The 16,415-nt window shown below is 62.3% G+C and carries 10 protein-coding genes; all 10 read left to right on the top strand.

All coding sequences use genetic code 11. The features are described from left to right. Positions 1-196 precede the first annotated feature (196 nt). The 10 genes from kdpF (at position 197) to tnpB (ending at position 16,381) form a co-directional block, all read left to right on the top strand. Positions 197-280, top strand: a complete 84-nt coding sequence (gene kdpF, locus DMR_RS25735; protein ID WP_070098047.1) for a K(+)-transporting ATPase subunit F — start codon at positions 197-199, stop codon at positions 278-280. Then, positions 277-2,025: a potassium-transporting ATPase subunit KdpA gene (gene kdpA, locus DMR_RS04500; RefSeq protein ID WP_012750490.1), complete on the top strand. Its 1,749-nt coding sequence runs from the start codon at positions 277-279 to the stop codon at positions 2,023-2,025. Before kdpF ends, kdpA begins: the two co-directional genes overlap by 4 nt. Before the next feature lie 10 nt (positions 2,026-2,035). Further along, positions 2,036-4,105 carry a potassium-transporting ATPase subunit KdpB gene (gene kdpB / locus DMR_RS04495; RefSeq protein ID WP_012750489.1) on the top strand — a complete coding sequence of 690 codons (2,070 nt, stop codon included), beginning with the start codon at positions 2,036-2,038 and terminating at the stop codon, positions 4,103-4,105. A gap of 11 nt (positions 4,106-4,116) precedes the next feature. Then, positions 4,117-4,704: a potassium-transporting ATPase subunit KdpC gene (kdpC, locus tag DMR_RS04490; protein WP_012750488.1), complete on the top strand. Its 588-nt coding sequence runs from the start codon at positions 4,117-4,119 to the stop codon at positions 4,702-4,704. Between the two features lie 10 nt (positions 4,705-4,714). Beyond that, positions 4,715-7,384, top strand: coding sequence for a sensor histidine kinase (locus DMR_RS04485; protein ID WP_012750487.1), 2,670 nt, complete (start codon positions 4,715-4,717; stop codon positions 7,382-7,384). Beyond that, complete coding sequence (locus DMR_RS04480; protein WP_012750486.1) at positions 7,371-8,066, top strand: response regulator; 696 nt, start codon at positions 7,371-7,373, stop codon at positions 8,064-8,066. The genes DMR_RS04485 and DMR_RS04480 overlap by 14 nt, the downstream gene beginning before the upstream one ends. A gap of 826 nt (positions 8,067-8,892) precedes the next feature. Continuing rightward, entirely contained in the window at positions 8,893-9,189 is a 297-nt protein-coding gene (locus DMR_RS04475) for a glutaredoxin family protein (protein WP_012750484.1), read from the top strand. Between the two features lie 295 nt (positions 9,190-9,484). Beyond that, complete coding sequence (locus tag DMR_RS22275; protein WP_012750483.1) at positions 9,485-15,562, top strand: PAS domain S-box protein; 6,078 nt, start codon at positions 9,485-9,487, stop codon at positions 15,560-15,562. 118 nt (positions 15,563-15,680) lie between these two features. Next, positions 15,681-16,031 (top strand): IS66 family insertion sequence element accessory protein TnpA, encoded by a 351-nt coding sequence (gene tnpA / locus DMR_RS25730; protein ID WP_012750476.1) that lies wholly within the window; start codon positions 15,681-15,683, stop codon positions 16,029-16,031. Continuing rightward, complete coding sequence (gene tnpB / locus DMR_RS04460; RefSeq protein ID WP_012750477.1) at positions 16,028-16,381, top strand: IS66 family insertion sequence element accessory protein TnpB; 354 nt, start codon at positions 16,028-16,030, stop codon at positions 16,379-16,381. The genes tnpA and tnpB overlap by 4 nt, the downstream gene beginning before the upstream one ends. The last annotated feature ends 34 nt before the right edge of the window (positions 16,382-16,415 follow it).

Raw genomic sequence — 16,415 nt, 5'->3', positions numbered from 1 at the left:
GATACGTAAATAAAAATTTACGCGACCTTCCAGTTGTTTTACGCCTCGTATACATGCCTGGGCCTATACCCTAGCCATCGATTGCCGCTTGAAGGAGGTTTTCGATGGACATCCTTTTCGTCGTGGGTACCCTGGTCTGCATTTTCGGGCTTCTGGCATTGATCGAATTACTGGACCACCTGGATAGGAGCTGAATATGGACGGTGCCGTCCTGATCGTCGCAATGGCGCTTTTCGTCTACCTGCTCGCCGCCCTGTGCAAACCGGAGTGGTTTGAATGAACCCAATCAACCTCGTGCAACTCTTGTTTTTCCTATCCGTTCTGCTTGTGTTGTCCTGGCCTCTGGGACTCTATGCCGCCCGCGTCTACCAGGGACAGCCCTGCGTCATGGACAAAATACTCGGACCTCTTGAACGCCTGCTCTACCGGATCAGCGGCGTCGACGCTTCCCGGGAAATGGACTGGAAAATCTATGCCCTGGTAATGCTCGGCCTCAACGCCTTCGGCATGGTCTTCGTCTACGTCCTGGAGCGGCTCCAAGGGGGGCTCCCGCTCAATCCTCTGCACCTTCCCGGTGTGGACCCGTTCGTGGCCGTCAACACGGCCGTAAGCTTCGCCACCAATACCAACTGGCAGGCCTACGCCGGCGAATCCACCATGAGCATCCTCACCCAGATGCTGGGGCTCGCTGTCCAGAACTTCCTCTCCGCCGCAACCGGCATGGCCGTGGCTGTGGCCCTCATCCGTGGCCTTGCCCGTCGGGAGACCACCCACCTGGGCAACTTCTGGCAGGACCTCACGCGATCCGTCCTGTACATCCTGCTGCCGCTCTCCTTCGTACTGGCTCTTCTCCTTGTCTGGCAGGGCGTGCCCCAGACGTTCACGGGACAGGTCGAAGCCGACTGGCTCGATCCCGCCCCCCATGTGGCCGAGTCCATTTCGCCCGACACGCCGTCAACCGACCAGCCCCCGGCCAAACAAACCATCGTCCTTGGCCCCGTGGCCTCGCAGGTGGCGATCAAGCAACTCGGCACCAACGGCGGCGGCTATTTCAACGTCAACTCTGCCCATCCCCTCGAAAACCCGACGCCCCTGACCAATCTCCTGGAGATGTTGGCCATCCTGCTCATCCCGGCGGCCCTGTGTCACACCTTTGGTGTCATGATTGGCGACAGGAGGCAGGGTTTGGCCATCCTGGCAGCCATGACCATCCTCTTCGCTGGGTTTGCCGCACTGACACTCGCCGCCGAATCGGTCCCCAATCCGACCCTGTCCGGCATCGGCGTACCGGCCGTTCCCAGCTTGGAAGGCAAGGAAGTCCGCTTCGGCACGGCCGGATCGGCCTTGTGGGCCGCAGCCACTACCGCCGCCTCTAATGGATCAGTAAATGCCATGCACGACAGTTTCTCGCCCCTTGGCGGCATGTGGCCCATGCTCCTCATGCAGCTTGGCGAGGTGGTGTACGGCGGCGTGGGGTCGGGGCTTTACGGCATGCTGGTCTTCGCCGTGGTCACGGTTTTCGTGGCCGGGCTCATGGTCGGACGCACACCGGAATACTGCGGCAAGAAAATCGAACCATTCGAAACGAAGATGGCCGCACTCGTCATCCTGATTCCGCCGTTTCTTTGCCTGGCGGGGACGGCGCTGGCCGCCGTGATCGGACCGGCCGACGCCGTGTCCAACCCGGGACCGCACGGCTTCTCCCAGATGCTCTACGCCTTTTCCTCCATGGGCAACAACAACGGCAGCGCCTTTGCCGGCCTAACCGCCACATCGCCCTTCTGGACCATTGCCGGAGCCGTGGCCATGTTCGTGTCCCGCTACTGGCTCATCGTCCCGGTCCTGGCCCTGGCGGGATCGCTTGCCGGGAAAAAGCGCCTGGCCCAAGGCCCCGGCACCCTGCCGACCCACGGGGGCATTTTCGTCGCCCTGCTCATCATCGTGGTTTTGGTGGTTGGGGCGCTGACCTTTGTACCCGCTCTGGCGCTGGGGCCGATTGCCGAACAACTTGCCCTATTCCAGTAGAGGTTTCGCCATGACCAAGCATACCAAACGTCCGCTTTTTGATCCCTCCATTGTTCGCCAAGCCGGCCTCGACTGTTTGCGCAAGCTCGCACCGGCCCGGCAGGCGCGCAATCCCGTCATGTTCACGGTCTACGTCGGCAGCATCCTGACCACGGTCCTGGCCGTCCAAGCGATACTTGGCCATGGCGAAGCCCCGGTCGGCTTCGTGGCCGCCGTCGCAGCCTGGCTGTGGGCGACCGTACTCTTCGCCAACTTCGCCGAGGCCATGGCCGAAGGCCGGGGAAAAGCCCAGGCCGCCGCCTTGCGGGGATTGCGCCGGGACGTGAGCGCCAAAAAGCTCGCATCCCCACGGCGCGACGCCGCTGTGGCCGAAGTCCCGGCCAGTTCTCTGCGCCGGGGTGACCTGTTCCTCGTCGAAGCCGGCGACACCATTGCTTCCGACGGCGAGATCGTGGAAGGTATCGCCTCGGTGGACGAGTCCGCCATCACGGGCGAGTCCGCCCCGGTCATCCGCGAGGCTGGCGGCGACCGCAGCGCCGTTACCGGCGGCACGCGCCTGCTTTCGGACTGGCTGGTGGTCAAGGTGGCGGCCGACGCCGGCGAGACCTTCCTCGACCGCATGATTTCCCTGGTCGAGGGCGCAAAACGCCGCAAGACGCCCAACGAGATCGCCCTCAATATCCTGCTTGCCTCCCTGACACTGATCTTCCTCATGGTCTGCGTGACGCTACGCCCCATGTCGGCCTATGCCGTGTCTGCCGCCGGCCAGGGGCAGGCCGTAACCATCACCGCCCTGGCCGCGCTGTTTGTCTGCCTGGCCCCCACCACCATCGGCGGGCTGCTCTCGGCCATCGGCATCGCCGGCATGGATCGGCTGATTCAGGCCGGGGTCATCGCCACCTCGGGCAGGGCCGTGGAGGCCGCCGGCGACGTGGACGTGCTGCTGCTTGACAAGACCGGCACCATTACCCTCGGCAACCGCCAGGCCACCGCGTTCCTGCCGGCCAAGGGGATAGACGAACGCCAGTTGGCGGAAGTGGCCCAACTAGCCTCCCTGGCCGACGAGACGCCCGAGGGTCGGTCCATCGTGGTCCTGGCCAAGGAGCGCTTCGACATTCGCGGCCATGACCTGGAAGCCCTGGGCGCGACCTTCGTGCCGTTTACAGCCCAAACGCGTCTGTCCGGCGTCGATCTGTCGGGCCGCAGCATCCGCAAGGGTGCGGCCGACGCGGTCAAGGCCCTGGCCGAAGCTGCAGGCAACCGGATACCCGAAGAGGTTGAGCGCACCATCCGCGAAGTGGCCAAATCCGGCGGTACGCCGCTGGTGGTGGCTGAAAATGGCAAGCCGCTTGGCGTCGTTTGGCTCAAAGACATCGTCAAGGGCGGCATCCGCGAACGCTTTGCCGAGCTTCGGGCCATGGGCATCAAGACCATCATGGTCACGGGCGACAATCCGCTGACGGCCGCCGCCATTGCCGCCGAGGCCGGGGTGGACGACTTCCTGGCCGAGGCCACGCCCGAGGCCAAGCTCGCCCGCATCCGCCAATACCAGGCCGAGGGCAAGATGGTGGCCATGACCGGCGACGGCACCAACGATGCCCCCGCCCTGGCCCAGGCCGACGTGGGCGTGGCCATGAATTCCGGCACCCAGGCCGCCAAGGAGGCCGGCAACATGGTGGACCTCGACTCCAACCCCACCAAGCTCCTGGAAGTCGTGGCCATCGGCAAGCAACTGCTTATGACGCGCGGCTCGCTGACCACCTTTTCCATCGCCAACGACATCGCCAAGTACTTCGCCATCATCCCGGCCGTGTTCATCGGCATCTACCCGCAGCTGGCCCTGCTCAACGTCATGGGGCTGGCCACGCCGAAATCCGCCGTGCTCGCGGCCGTGGTCTTCAACGCCCTGATCATCGTCTTCCTCATTCCCCTGGCGCTTCGGGGCGTCAAATACGTGCCGGTTCCGGCCGTGGTCGCCCTGCGACGAAACCTCCTCGTCTATGGCCTGGGCGGACTGATCGTGCCGTTTGTCGGCATCAAATGCATCGACATGCTGATCGCGGCCCTCGGTTGGGCCTAAAGGAGACGACTATGCTCGTCGAACTCGGAAAACAGCTGAAGCCATCCTGTCTGATGTTGCTGTGGCTGAGCGTCCTGACCGGCCTCGTCTACCCCTTGGCCGTTACCGCACTCGGCGCGGGAGTCTTTCCGAACAAGGCCATGGGATCCCTGATCGAACGGCAAGGGGGCATCGTGGGGTCTTCCCTGCTCGGCCAGCCTTTCACGTCCGACCGCTATTTCCACGGCCGCCCCTCGGCCACAGCGCCCTATCCCTACAATGCCGCCGCCTCGTCGGGCTCCAACCTCGCCCCTTCCAACCCCGATTTGCGCCAGGCGGTCCAGGAACGCGCGCAAGCGCTTAGCATGGACAATGCCGGCCCGTCCGTGCCCATGGACCTGGTCACGACCTCGGCCAGTGGGCTTGATCCCGACATCAGCCCGGAGGCCGCCTCTTACCAGGTTACCCGGGTGGCCAAGGCGAGAGGCCTGCCCGGGCAAACCGTCGCCGATCTGGTCGCCCGGCACACGGAGGGACGTCTCTGGGGGTTTTGGGGAGAACCGCGCGTCAACGTGCTGCGCCTCAATTTGGAGCTGGATGCCCTGACCAGCACGAAGTAAGGAAGGAAGCATGCACGACGAGGACAACCGCCCTGACCCGGATGCCTTGCTGGCCATGGTGCAGCGCGAGGAGGAGAACAAGCGGCGCGGCCAACTGCGTATCTTCCTCGGCATGGCCCCGGGGGTAGGCAAGACCTACGCCATGCTGGAAGCGGCGCGCCTCAAGATGACCGAAGGCGTCGAACCCCTGGTTGGCATCGTGGAGACCCACGGACGCCAGGACACCGAGGCCCTGCTCTACGGCATGTCCATCCTACCTCGCCAACGCATCGACTATCGGGGCCACGCCCTGGAGGAATTCGACCTCAACACGGCCCTGGCCAAGCGCCCGTCGCTTATCCTGGTGGACGAACTGGCCCATACCAACGCCCCGGGCTGCCGCCACCCGAAGCGATGGCAAGATGTCGAGGAGTTGCTCGAACATGGGCTCGACGTCTGGACGACCCTCAATGTGCAGCACCTGGAGAGCTTAAACGACATCGTGGCGCAAATTACCGGCGTGCGCGTGCGCGAAACCGTGCCCGACGCCGTTTTGGCCAAGGCCCAGTCCGTCATTCTCGTCGACCTGCCGCCCGAGGATCTGCGCCAACGCCTGACCGAAGGCAAGGTCTACCTGCCCAAGCAAGCCGAGTGGGCCGGGGAAAACTTTTTCCGGGTAGGCAACCTGAACGCCCTTCGCGAACTGGCCCTGCGCCAGACAGCCAACCGGGTAGGCACCGAAGTCCTCGTCTACCGCCGGGGACACGCCATCGAGACGACCTGGCCCACGGCCGAACGCATCCTGGTCTGCGTGGGGCCTTCCCCGTACTCGGCCACCCTGGTACGGACGGCCAAGCGTCTGGCCGACGGGCTCCACGCCGACTGGCACGCCCTGTTCATCCAGAAAAGTCCCGAAGGGACCTCGACCGACCAAGCCATGGCCAACTTGCGACTAGCCCAGGAACTCGGCGCGCAGACCCATGTTCTGACCGGGGCCGACGTAGCCAAACTCGTGGTCGGCTTTGCCCGGCAGCACAACGTGACCCGGATCGTCATTGGCAAGCCGCTGACCCGCAACCTCCTCGATGTCCTGCGCGGCAGCCCAGTCGATCAGCTGGTGCGGGAAAGCGGCGAAATCGACGTCCACGTCATCAAGGGACAGGACCCCCGACTCCCGGCCGCCAGACGTCCCCCCCCGGCCCTGGCCAAGGGCCGCTGGAAAGACCTGCCGGCAGCGCTTGGCATTGTGGCTGCCAGCACCGCAGCCTGCTTCGCCATGTACCCCTATTTCGAACTGGCCAACCTCATCATGGTCTATCTGGTCGGGGTCTTGGCCGCCTCGATCTGGCTGTCCCGGCGGGCCTCGGCGGCGGCCTCGGTACTGTCCGTGTTGGCCTTCGATTTCTGCTTCGTGCCGCCCCGGTTCAGTTTTTCGGTAACGGACGTGGCCTACCTGGTCACCTTCGCGGTCATGTTCCTGGTGGCCCTCGTGCTCAGCAGCATGGCCTCGCGCGTCAAGGCCCAAGCCGACAGCGCCGTGCAACTCGAACGGCAGGCGTCGGAGCTCAGCGACTTCTCCCGCAATCTGGCCACCACGCGCGGTGCCGCCAATCTCCTGCTCGTGGCCCATGAGCACATCACGCGTATTTTCGGTTGCACCACCTTCGCACTCCTGCCGAACACCGAGGGGAAACTCGAAGACGCCTTTGTCTCCGAGGCAAACGAGACCCTCACCGACAAGGACGTGGGCGTAGCCCAATGGGTCTTCGACAACGGCAAGCCGGCAGGCCTCACCACACAGACCCTGGCCGAATCCGACGCCCTGTATCTGCCCCTGCCCGGAACCGAGGCAATTCTCGGCGTCATGGGCCTTCGCCCCGACTCCCCGGATGCGGCCGACTCGTTGGAGCTTCCGGATCGTCGCAGGCTTCTGGAGGCGGTGGTGCATCAGACAGCCCTGGCCCTGGACGTAGACCGCCTGGAAGAGCGAGCCAAGAAGACCCTGGTCGAAGCGGAAAGGGAAAAATTGCGTGCCGCCCTCCTCTCCACCGTGACCCACGATTTCAAGACGCCCCTCTCCGCCATCGCCGGGTCAGCGGAGAGCCTGCTCGCCTTGGGCGAGGCCACCACGCCCGAGGTGCGCCGCTCCCTGGAGGAGAACATCGCCCAGGAAGCCTCACGCCTGGAACGATTGGTGGACAACTTGCTGCGCATCGCCGCCCTGGAATCCGGGTCCGTCGTGCCGGACATCAAGCTTATTCCCATCGAAGACGTGGTGGGCAGCGCCCTGGCCCGCCTCGACGCGACGCTGGCCGGCCATGCGGTGCACCTGGACATCCCCGACGACTTGCCTCCCATCCCCATGGACGAAGTGCTTATGGAGCAGGTGCTCATCAATCTGCTGGAAAACGCGGCCAAACACACCCCGCTAGGGACGGAAATCCTTGTTTCCGCCGCTATTCGCGGCCATAAGGCCGTAATCGAGGTTCGTGACGCCGGTCCGGGCCTGCCTCCGGGCGATCCGGAAAAACTTTTCGAACGGTTTCAGCGCGGCGACCGGTCCAGCACCTCCGGGTATGGACTAGGGTTGGCGATTTGCCGCGCCGTGGTCAAGGCGCACGGGGGCTCCATCACGGCCGACCGGAACAGGCCCGCCGGCGCCGCTTTCACCGTCATCCTTCCCTTGTATGCGAACGAATAAGAAAACCATCCTCATTGTTGACGACGAGCCGCCCATCCGCCGCTTTCTGACGCCGTTTCTGGAGGCCGAGGGCTACGCCGTCGTCGAGGCTGGCTTGGGCCGCGAGGCCCTTTCCCTGATCGCGTCCCATGAACCGGACGTCATCCTCCTCGACCTGGGGCTGCCCGACATGGATGGGGAGGAGCTGCTGCGCGCGCTGCCCATGTGGGTCCGGGCCAAGGTCATTGTCCTGTCCGTTCGAGCGCGGGAACGGGACAAAGTGACGGCCTTGGACCTTGGCGCGTCCGACTACCTCACCAAGCCCTTCAGCCTGGCGGAATTGGCCGCGCGTATCCGGGTTTGCCTTCGGCGCGGTGGCGGAGACGGAGAGTCGCCACCCACTCGCTACGTGTTCGGGGAGTTATGGATCGATATGGAGGCCCATACGGCGGGCCTTGCGGCACAAGATCTTCACCTGACCCCGACGGAGTTCAAGCTGCTGGCCTACTTGGCCCGTCATGCCGGCAAGGTGGTCACCCACGGCCAACTCCTCAAAGCGGTCTGGGGCAAACAAAGCCAGGGACAGGAGCATTACGTACGCATCCACATCCACAAGCTGCGGCAGAAAATCGAGCAGGATCCTGCCCGCCCGCGCTATCTCCGGACAGAAACCGGCATCGGCTATCGTTTTGCAGATGGATAGCCGCCGGAACTCGAATATCTGCTCCAGCTTTTTCGCGACGACCAGTTTGTGGACGGCAAGGCCGAGGATGAAGATTTTGCTGCACTGTAGAGGAATCCTGAATCAAAAGTGGGCACCTAGGGGAATAGCCACTTATTGCCTCTACGAAATAAGAAGTGAACAAGAAACTTGACTTTTCAATCCATCAACAAACTCAAATACGACAACAAAACACTGTTTCTAATCTTTTATTTACTAATATTTAACGCAAAGAAGATTGTCATTACTCAAGATCAATACTCTATCATACAGCAAAACTACTTGCGCATTCTCACTATACTTAACTATCTCACCGATAGAAACAAACGACATCTTTTTGCAGTTCAAATATACCCCACCAAAACTATCAACAGCTCGATGCTCGATATCCTTAAAAGAACTACATCTTGAACAACAACATGGAGACTTTGCAAGGTCAACAATCGCCAAATCAAATTAAATTCGAATAAGATTTTCCGGTTCCGGTATAGACAACCGCTCTAAAGCTATACCTTCCAGACTCAAGATTTACGGCAGGACTTTGTCGATCTTCCCCATAAACATTTTTTTGACATACTCTGCTTGGCGACTCAGAGGAACGGTTCTCCAGATGTTATCTAGATTGCAGCGTCGGCCTCGGGAAAAATGCCGCTGTGTTTGAGGTCAAAAAGCCCTCTCCCATCTCCTCGCCTTGGACAACATCAAGAAACCTATTACAGCCGATCTCCTTGACCACCAACACCTAGATGTGGATAATATAAACATATCGCCCACCCCATAGACACACTAAACACCGGAGACTGCATCCATGCCTGCCAAAGTAAAAATCTACACTCTGTCAACTTGCTCGCACTGCACACAAGCCAAAGAGTTTCTCGACGAACGCAATGTCCCTTATAGCCCCGTCAGCGTGGACTTCATGTCCGGCGACGAGCGAACCCAGGTTCTCGACACCCTCCGCAAGCTCAACCCGGCAATCACGTTCCCGACCATCGTCATAGGCGAAAAGGTTATCGTGGGATTCCGCCGCGAAGAAATTGAAGCGGCTCTCAAGGAAGCCGACATCGAGACGGAAGTCAAAGCTCCGACTTGGCAACGACCATAGAAATAAAACATTGCCGTAGCGCAACACTTAAGGCGAAAAGGTAAGACCCTCGCCGTTGATACAACGACTTGTTGCTTCATGACCTCGCAAGCTCCCCTTCCAGCCGTCGAGACCGTCCTCTACGTCTTCAACGCCACGTTCTTCATGCAAATAAACGCCATGGACCACAAAGATGTCGAGAACAATACGCTTCTTTAGCATGGACAATTCGAGATCGAAGGCCAGACACGTTCATTCTTAATGGCGCCTCGGGATAGACGAAACGCCTCCAGCGTTGTATGGTGTAGGCCCCGCTATGGCGGTAAAACCATTCAACTTGGAATATTTCGGGATATCCTCAATGGACGAAGGCTATAAAAATGAGTCTGTCCGTCCCTCCGAGCCGTCGGGACCTCCTGGAGAATCGTGCCATCCTCCCCTGCCGTTTCCGGTGGTGGCCATATGCGCTTCCGCCGGCGGCATACAGTCGCTGCACACGCTGCTCAACAGCATGCCCGCGCTTCCCCACGCCGCCCTGATCGTTCTCATGCACCTGGCCAGGGACAAGGCCAGCCATTTGTCTGAAGTGCTCAAGGATTTCACCATGCTTCCCGTTCGGGAGATACGACAGGCCATGCCGGTCGAGGCCGGAACGCTTTATGTCCTGCCGCCCGGCAAGGCCCTGACCATCGAGCATGGGGTGCTCATCCTGCAAGAACTCCATGACCGCAACATTTTCGACCGATTCCTGGGCAGCCTGGCCGCCGATCAAGGCTGCAACGCCATGGCCGTCATCCTCTCGGGCGCGGGTTCCGACGGCGCGCGGGGAGCCATGCAGGTCGCCAAGGCCGACGGCCTCGTCCTGGTGCAGGATCCGTCCACGGCCATGCACCCGGACATGCCGGAAAGCGCCATCGCCACGGGGATCGCCGACAAGGTGCTGACCCTGGAGGAGCTCGGAACAAGCCTCTCGCGGCTGCACGCCGACACCGACGCCAGCAAAGAGACCGGCGCCGACCGACTAAGCAAGGTGTTCGACCTGCTGTGCCAGGAAACCGGCCAGGACCTTTCCGGTTATCGCCCAAGCACCATCTCCCGGCGCATCCAGAAACTGCGATTGCTTGGCGGATACAACGACCTCAATGCCTATCTCGACGTTTTGGAGCGCAGCGCCGAGGAACGGCGCAAGCTCTTTGATTCCCTCTTCATCGGCGTGACCTCCTTCTTTCGCGACCCCGAGGCCTTTGACAGCCTTTGGGACAAGGTCTTCCCGGAAATTGTCGTTGGACGGGCCGAGGGCGAAGCCTTGCGGGTTTGGGTGGCGGGCTGCTCCACAGGGGAGGAAGCCTACTCCGTGGCCATGTTGCTGGACGAATTCCTGGAGGATCGCCGCCTCAATCTGAGCGTCAAAATTTTCGCCACGGACATCGACGCCAACGCCGTGGAAACCGCCCGCAAGGGCTGTTATCCGGAAAAGGCCCTGCAAGGGCTCTCCCCGACTCGCCTCGAACGCCACCTCATCAAGGGCGACGAGCACTGCGCAGTGCGGCCCTTGCTACGCGAGCGCATCGTCTTTGTTCGCCACAACCTCTTGCAAGACCCGCCGTTTGTCCGCATCGACCTGGCCGTTTGCCGCAACCTGCTGATCTATCTCACCCCGCCCCTCCAGGAGAAGGCCCTGGCCTTGCTCGCCGGTTGTCTCAATCCCGGGGGTTTTTTGTTCCTGGGTTCGGCCGAGACGCCCAAAGCCGAGTCCCTTGGCCTGGAGCCGGTGGATCGCAAATGGCGCATCTTCCGGTCCAAGCCGGATGCGGACGGGGCCGGCGTCCACCGGCTCGCCAGGTTGCAGAGCATACGCCTGACGATGCCCGCCAAGGCCCCGGGCCATGCCGCCGCCGGCAAACCGGCGGCTGAGGTGGTCGCCGATATTTTCAAGCGCCTCTACAGCCCGCCGGCCGTGCTGGTGAACCCGTCCTTCAAGGTTATGCACATCAACGGAGACGTGCGCCCCTTTCTGGCCCTCAACGCCGGCGAACCCAGCCTCCTTCTGCCCCAGTTGGCCCGTCAGGATCTCCGCCGCCACTTGCGCTCGGCCTTGCTGCAAGCCGCCGAAACGCTGACGCCTGCCGTGGTTTCGGAGCTTCGCCTGCCAGACGAGCCGGCCATGCTGCTCAACCTGCGCGTGGAACCCGTGCGCAACGCCGCGGGGCGGCTGGAATCCTTGCTGACGATCTTCGAAAGCAGCCCTCTGCCGGCCCAACAGGACGGCCGCCCGGGTCTGGCCTGCCTTGGCGAATCCGAACTGGTGCAGCGATACGAGGACGAATTGTTCCAGGCCCAGGAACTCGTGGGCACGGTGACGGAGGAATACGAGAGGCTCAATGAGGAACTTCGCGCCTCCAACGAAGAACTCACCAGCATGAACGAGGAGCTGCAATCGACCAACGAGGAGATGGACGCCTCCCGGGAGGAACTCCAATCCTTGAACGAAGAGCTTGCCGTCAAGGTGGAAGAACTCGCCCAGGCCCATGCCTTCGTGGAAAACCTCCTGCGCGGCGCCGCCCTGCCGATGATCTTTCTCGACAATCGCCTGCGTATCCTGCGCTTCACGCCCACAGCCACCCAGGTGTTCCATCTGGCCCAGGCCGACCAGGGGCGTCCCCTGGCCGAAGTCAAATCCCAGGTCCAGGACGAGACCGCCCTGGCCCAGGCCGAGAGCACCCTGACCACGGGCAAGGAAACCGAAGCCGAGGTCATGCACCGCGACGGCCGCATCTTCCTCAAACGCGTGTTTCCGTTCTTTGGTCCCCAGGGCGACACCGAAGGCGTGGTCATGACCTATACGGACATTACCAAGCTCAAGGACGCCGAGGAGGTGCTGCGCCGCAGCAACGAAACCCTGGAAGGGCAAGTCGCGGCCCGCACCCGGGAACTGGAGGTCGCCCGCCAGGAAGCGGAGCGGCGGGCCGTGGAACTGGAAGCCATCATGGACCAGGCCCCGGCCGCCGTCTGGATCACCAGGGACACCGAGGCCCGCACCATCATCGGCAACCAGGCCAGCTATCATGTGCTGCGCATGGCCCCGGGCAGCAACGTGAGCAAAACCCTTGAAGGCGTGCCCTACCGGGCCCTGCGCAACGGCTACGAGCTGCCGCTCCAAGAGCTGCCCATGCAGCGCGCCACCCGGGGCGAGCATGTCATCGGCCAGGAGGTCGACCTGGTTTTCGCTGACGGCCAATCCAGGACCATCTTCGGCAACGCCGCACCGCTGCGCAATTTCCTGGGCGAGATATACGGGGCGGTCGGCGTGTTCCTGGACATCACCCAGCTGAAGTCCGCCCAGGCCGAGGCCCTGCGCTGGCAACAGCTTTTCGAGCGCTCCGAATTCGGGTTGGTCATCGTCAGGGTCCGGGACAACACCTTTTTGGCCGTCAATCCCTCCTTCGCCCGGGAACGGGGCTACGAAGCCGAGGAACTCGTCGGCCAGCCGCTTTTTATGCTCTATCCCGAGGCAGCGCTCCCCGGCCTGCGGGAACATATCGCCCATGCCGACGCCACCGGGCACGAACTGTTCGAAGCCATGCATATGCGCAAGGACGGCTCCACGTTCCCGGTCCTGGTCGAGATCACCGTGCTTATGGATGACGAAGGGCGGCCGCAGACACGCCTTGCCTACTGCCTGGACATCACCCGGCGCAAGGTTGTCGAGCAACAACTGCATCGGGCCCTCGCCGCGGCCAAGGCCGGAACCTGGGAATGGAACCTGTCCACCAACGAGAACGTCTGGTCGCCGGAAACCTACCGGCTCTATGAACTGGACCCGGACAGGCACCCGGCTTCGTACGACTCCTGGCTCTTGTCCGTGCATCCCGACGACCGGGACCGGGCCGCCCACGACGTCGCGGAGATGGCCCGCCAGGAAGCCCCGCTGGCCGTGGAGTACCGGCTCAACACCCACGACGGCCGGGAGCGCTGGCTGTTGTCCCTTGGCGAACTGCAACGCGACATGCACGGCACGGGCACGGCATACCTGGGCCTTGTCCTGGACATCACGGAGCGTAAGCGCCTGGAGCGGGAGCTCCATGAAAACGAAGGACGCTACCGCTCGCTTTTCGAGTCCATGAACGAAGGGCTGTGCCTGCTGGAAATGGTCCGCGACCCGGACGGGCAACCCGTGGACTACCGCGTCCTCGACGTGAATCCGGCCTATGGGCGCATCCTTGGCGTCGCACCCGACCAGGCCGTCGGACGGCTTGTCCGGGAGATCTTTAATCTCAAGCAGGCTCCCAATCTGGACGTCTATGTCCCGCTTTTGGAAACGCGCCAACCGGCGACCTTCGAATCCATGCTCCCGGAACTGGGCAAGCACTTTCGCGTCTCGGCCTTTGCGCTGCAGGGTGAACGCTTCGTGGCGATGTTCCAGGATGTGACCGCGCTGTGGGAAGCGCGGCAGGCCGAGGAACGCAGCGCCTTGCGTTTCCGGGAACTGTTCGGTTTCTCTCCGCTCCCCATGGGTTACATGGACCAGCACGGGCGCATCCTCGACCTCAACAGGCGCTTCACGGAACTGTTCGGCTATACCCTCGAGGACATTCCCACCCTGGACGACTGGCGGGAGAAGGCCTACCCCGATCCGGCCTACCGTCGCGAGGTCATCGCCCAGTGGGACGCCGCCCTGGACAACCGCCGCGCCGACACCCGCGAAATCCCCAGCGCCGAGTACCGCGTCACCTGCAAGGACGGCCGGATCCGCGACGTGCTCATCACGGGCATGACCACCGAGCACGGCCTGCTGGCCTGTTTCGTGGACATCACCGAACGCAAACGTTTCGAAACGCACCTCGCCGAACGCGAGGAACAACTCCGGCTTTTCGTGGAACACGCGCCGGCGGCCATCGCCATGTTCGACCGCGACATGACCTACCTCGCCGTCAGCCGACGCTGGATCGACGACTACAAACTGGACGAGCGCGCTGTCCTCGGCCGGTCGCACTACGAGATTTTCCCAGAAATACCGCAGCGCTGGAAGCGGATTCACCAGCAGTGCCTGGCCGGAGCCATCGAGCGGGCCGACAGCGACCCCTTCGTGCGCCTGGACGGCAACACGCAGTTCGTCTCCTGGGAAATCCGTCCCTGGCTGACTCCTGAGGGAGCCATCGGCGGCATTGTCTGCTTCAGCGAGGACGTCACCCTGCGCAAACAGGCCGAAACGGCCATGCTGGAGGCCAAAAACGCCGCCGAAGCCGCCAACCGGGCCAAAAGCGAATTCCTGGCCAACATGAGCCACGAAATCCGGACCCCCCTCAACGGCCTCCTGGGCATGCTCCAGCTCCTGCACTCCACGACCCTCGACGCGGAGCAGGAAGAATACGCCCAGATGGCCATTCGCGCCGGAAACCGTCTGACCCGGCTTCTGTCCGACATTCTGGATCTTTCCCGCATCGAAGCGGGCCGTCTGCCCATCGTGGCCGCGCCGTTTCGGCTGGCAAACGTCGTTCAGGCCTTGCGGGAGACGTTTGCGCCATTTTGCAAGGAAAAGCGCCTGCAACTGGTCTTCGAAACCGAAGCGGCCTTGCCGGAATGGCTGGTCGGCGACGAGTTGCGCATCCGCCAGATCCTGTTCAATCTGGTCGGCAACGCCCTGAAGTTTTCAACGAACGGCGATGTGCTGGTGACCATGTCCAGACTCCCCGGCGTTGCGGCAAAGCACGCCCGCATCCTCTTTACCGTCGCCGATAACGGCATCGGCATTCCCGACGACAAGCTCGATTCGGTCTGCGAACCATTCATACAGGCCGAAGGCTCCTACACGCGCTCCCAGCAGGGAGCCGGCCTCGGCCTGACCATCACCAAACGCCTCGTCGACCTGATGCACGGCACCATGGCCCTGGAAAGCGAGGCCGGGGTCGGCACAACCGCCTACGTCACGCTGCCCGTGGGCCTGTTGTCGCAATCGGATCTCGCGGACTCCGGCGCTCAGGACGAGTCCGGAACGCCTGCCGTGCCGTGCCACGTGCTTTTGGTGGAAGACGACAGCATCAGCCAACGCAGCATCCAACGTCTTCTGGAGAAGGCCGGATACCACGTCACCGTTGCCGGCGACGGGAGCCAGGCGCTGGAGATCCTGCGCCGGGCAAAATTTGACTGCGTGCTCATGGACGTGCAGATGCCGGTGCTCGATGGCGTCACCGCCACAAAACGCATCCGCAGCGACGTCAGCGGCGCGGTGGATCGCACCATTCCCATCGTGGCGCTCACAGCCTTTGCCATGAGCGGCGATCAAGACATTTTTTTGAAGGCCGGCATGGACGGCTATCTCTCGAAACCCGTCAGCCTGGAAAAAATGAAACAAGCCATCGACCAAGCTCTTGCTGTACACGCCGACAAGCAATGAAGACCATGGCCCGTTCACTTTGCCATGGGTAGAAGCTTCTCCAAAAGTAACCGGTCAATCAACCCCTTCTTACGCCGCTTGAGTTTTCTGTCATGGTTTATCCCACAGGAGGGCGACCATGGCAGCGTCATCAGCAGAGCTCAGTTTCGAGAAGGCGGCGTACTGGTCTGAACATATTGAGGCTTGGCATCGTAGCGGCCTGAGCCAGGGGGCTTACTGCCGGCGGCAGGGTCTTTCCCAAAGTTCCATGGGCTATTGGCGGAAGCGTTTGGAGGCAGCGACTGGCAAGGAGGGCGCGTCCTGCGTCACCCTCGTTCCCGTGCCTCTGCCGGCGTCGGCCCAGGCGGACATGGCAACCGTGCCGGCACCGATCCTAGTGCACGTGGGCAACGCCTTTCGCATCGAGATCAGAGGCAACTTCGCCGCGCCGGTGCTGGAAAAGCTTGTCCGCACGCTGACACGGCTATGATGTCGCCGGTAAGCGGCGTCCGGGTTTATTTGGCTCTGGGAGCCACAGACATGCGCAAGTCCATCGACGGGCTGTCCATCCTGGTTTCACGGCAGCTGCAACTCGATCCGTTTGCCGGTCACCTTTTCGGCTTTTGCAACCGCAGCCGGACGATCATCAAGCTGCTCTACTGGGATCGCAACGGCTTTTGTCTGTGGCACAAGCGTCTGGAGCGGCATGTGTTTCGCTGGCCAACCCGCGAGGCGGAGGTGCTTGCCATTGACTCCCGGCAACTGGCCTGGCTGCTTGATGGTCTCGATCCCCTGGCCGTGACGGGACACTCCCGTCTGGAGTATTCGACGCTCTTTTAGACAGTATTGCCTTGATTAAATTGAATAATAATGA

This window comes from Solidesulfovibrio magneticus RS-1 (genome assembly GCF_000010665.1).
Classification (GTDB): Bacteria; Desulfobacterota; Desulfovibrionia; order Desulfovibrionales; family Desulfovibrionaceae; genus Solidesulfovibrio; species Solidesulfovibrio magneticus.
The sequence above is the reverse complement of the archived record's forward strand: the minus strand, read 5'-3'. Positions and strand labels throughout refer to the sequence as shown.